The sequence below is a fragment of the Thermanaeromonas sp. DSM 22490 genome, from assembly GCF_056378755.1.
Window position 1 is genome coordinate 1 of sequence record NZ_JBJHHE010000052.1, and the last position, 3,368, is coordinate 3,368.

Annotated in this window: 1 protein-coding gene and 1 pseudogene; both read left to right on the forward strand. The window is 47.0% G+C overall.

Features of this window, described 5'->3' with window-relative positions; genetic code table 11:
* The first annotated feature begins 360 nt into the window (after positions 1-360).
* Positions 361-1,800, forward strand: coding sequence for an SLC13 family permease (locus tag AC1BI1_RS15180; RefSeq protein ID WP_476718148.1), 1,440 nt, complete (start codon positions 361-363; stop codon positions 1,798-1,800).
* A gap of 23 nt (positions 1,801-1,823) precedes the next feature.
* A pseudogene (locus AC1BI1_RS15185) lies at positions 1,824-3,296 on the forward strand (adenylyl-sulfate reductase subunit alpha); the annotation flags it as partial.
* Positions 3,297-3,368 lie beyond the last annotated feature (72 nt).

Consider the following 3,368-nt stretch of genomic DNA (forward strand, 5'->3'; position numbering starts at 1 on the left):
TGGAGGAACAAAATTTACATATGGTGACACTCAGTACTTCTTGCCAGGGAAAGGGAAGTGTGGGGTCATAGAAGAAAGAAAAGATAATTGCAGTAGACGAAGAAGGCATTCGTCTTCTGGCACCGGATAGGTTAGTAAGGTTGTTATCATAAGCCCAGGGTTAATAACTTGGGCTTATGTCATCTAGATGACAATGATTTTGTCGCATAGGTGACATACAGATAGAAGTTAAACAGCTAATTTAATTACGTAGAATATTGTGATTGAGTTCTTTTTCTATTTCGCAAGGAGGTGGATATCGAGGGCAAAATCATTTTTGGGGAGGCTTTATCAGATTAAAGGTAGAAAGGAGGACAAAATATGGGCGATAATACAGCAGTAGCCAAAAACCAAATAATCGGACTTATTATTGCCTTCGCGCTTCTTTTGGGATTAATGCTAGGCCCTAGCCTTCCAGGTCTTAAACCTGAAGCCCAGTCGGTTCTCGCCATCTTTTTATGGTTTATCGTATCCATGGTAACAGATGCCCTGCCTAAAGCAATTATAGGATTAGCAGCACCTATGATGCTTGTAATATTAGCTAATATTAAAATTCCCGAAGCATTCGGGGCATTCTCAAATAATGAATTCTTCCTGGCCATCGGAGCCTTTGTCTATGCCGCTATTATGATGGGTAGCCCTTTGGGCAAGAGGATTGCCCTGAGTATAACTAGCGCACTGAAATCGACAAAGGTAACCAGGATTCTGCTAGGTCTAACCCTGGCCGACGTGGTCATAGGCGGGTTGCTTCCTACTGTAAGCGAAACAGCCCTTTTCCTCCCCATAACTAAAGGCGTCACGGGTCTAATGCGCGGCAGGGAGGATTTACCGGAAAGCAAAAGAATAAATACAGCTCTAACACTTACCATTACCGGCTTAGTTCCCCTCTTCACTGGACCGCTGATTTTAACCAGCCACTTTCCTAACGTCATGCTCGCCGGGCAACTGGCAAGTTCGGCCAAAATATACATCTCGTGGGTGAATTGGTTTATCTTGAATTTGCCTCTATGGGGCTTGTTACCCATTCTCCTCATATATGTAAATTGGTACTTTAAACTAAAAGGTCTGGATATCCCTGGAGCCGATGAAGAATTGCCCAGGCTAAAACAAGAACTGGGTAAAATTACCTGGCCTGAAATCTGGGCGTTAATATGTTTGTTCATCGGTTTAATCCTTTGGATAACCGAGGGGAAGCTCCACCAAATAAAGACCGGGATGGTAGCTCTCCTGGTACTGCTCCTGGTATTCCTGCCCTTTGGAAGGCTTAAATTTGAGGAAATCAACAAGTATATTATGTGGGATGTCTGGGTACTTTTAGGTGGAGCCATTTGTTTGGGAGATGCCCTTTATAAGTCAGGAGCCGTAGGCTGGCTATCCAGTTTCATTGTAACCCCCTTAAAGGCTATAGGTCCTCTGCATCCCTTTCTCATGATATTCCTGCTTGTCTTCGGCTTCCATATAGCGCGGGCTGGTATTGTAAGCGCAGTGGCCATGGGCGCAGCCTTTATCCCTCTAACTATAAGCCTGGCCAAAGACCTGGGCTTTAATGTCTTGCCCTTTAGCCTGATCATCGTAAATTGTTTAAGTTACGCCTTTTTCCTACCCATATCTATAACCGCCTTTCTCATCGCCTGGGGCGCCTCAGGTACACCTACATCGCAGGCCGTAAAGTTTGGAGCGCTGCTCTCTGTGATTGCTAATATCTATGTAATTGTGGTGCAGAGCGCCTGGCTGGCTTTACTCGGTCATCCCCTTTATTAAAAACTAAGGCTCAAGGAGGAAGTATGGTGACAAAAAAAAGAAGCCCGTTACCCACTAATTTGGAACAAATTGAAGAAGTGTATATCGAAACTGACGTTCTAGTTATCGGTGGAGGCAACGCCGGCTGTTTTGCCGCCATTGAGGCCAAAAAACTAAATCCTGCTCTTAAAGTTACCATTATGGAAAAGGCCCATATTGACCGCAGCGGCTGCCTGGCTGCAGGAATGGATGCCATTAATACTTACATCAAGAAAGGTAAAACACCGGAAGACCTGGTAAGGTGGAGCCGTTCCCAGGTAAGAGGTTTGCTCCGGGAAGATCTGGCCCTTTCCCTGGCCCAAATACTTAATGAACCTGTAGAGGAATGGGAGAGATGGGGCCTGCCCATCAAAAAAGATGAAAACGGCGAGTATAAAGCTCGCGGCCAGTGGGATATCGCCATCCAGGGCTCCGAAATGAAAGTTATCCTGGCTGAAAAAACCCGGGAATACGGTGTAGAAATTTTAAACCGGGTAGTAGCTACTAATTTTCTCCTGGATGGGGACCGCGTCATAGGCGCTATGGGTTTCGGCGTCCGGGATGGAAAATTTTACGTGATAAGAGCCAAAGCCACCATCGTAGCTACCGGAGGAGCTGCAGGGCTATATAAACCCTACACTAATGACGGCATTGACTGTCACCACCAGATATGGTATTGCCCCTTCAACACCGGAGCCGGCTACGCCATGGGCATCCGTAGCGGCGCGGAAATGACCTCCTTTGAGATGCGGTGGGCAGCTGTAAGGACCAAAGATTTTAACGGCCCCATCGATACTATTTCTGTAGGCTATAAAACTCCCATGATCAATGCTAAAGGGGAACAAATTTTACAGGAAAAATACGCCGAATGGGGCGGTGATAAAGCTCCTCGCTTTATCAGGGTATTTGCCCCCATGGAAGAATGGTTGGCCGGCCGCGGTCCCTGTTACGTGGATACTACCAAGATGACCCCTGAACAAATTAAAGAAATGAAGATGGATTACCTTAACGAGCGTCCTACCTTTGTGCTCTTCCTGGCCAGCCGCGGACATGATCTGTCCCGGGAACCCCTGGAAGTATATGGCAGCGATCCCTATATTGTCGGCGGCCACACAGCCAGCGGATACTGGGTAGATGTGGACCGGGCAACTACCTTGAAGGGCTTATATGCAGCTGGAGATGTGGCTGGCGGAGTTCCCAATAAATTCGTCAGCGGGTGCGCAGCGGAGGGAGTCCTGGCGGCCAGAGGGGCAGTTAAATATATACAAAGCCTTAAGGAAGATCTAGAATTGGACCAAAAACAAATAGCTCAGGAGAAAGAACGGGTTTTCGCTCCGGCTCTGCGCGGCGCCGAAGGCAAAGACGGAATTACCCCCAGGGAAGTGGAAGAAAGAATGCAGAGGCTGATGGACGAGTATGCCGGCGGGGTACACCAGTTCTACCGGATGAACGAAGAAAGGTTGAACTATGCCCTAAAAGCGTTGTGAAAAACTCATTTTAATTAGCAGGTATTAGCATATCGACATCGAAAATAGTAATGACATCTACTT

Excerpts from the sequence above, each read along its gene's own strand:
- AC1BI1_RS15180 (WP_476718148.1), top strand. The coding sequence starts at position 361 with ATGGGCGATAATACAGCAGTAGCCAAAAACCAAATAATCGGACTTATT.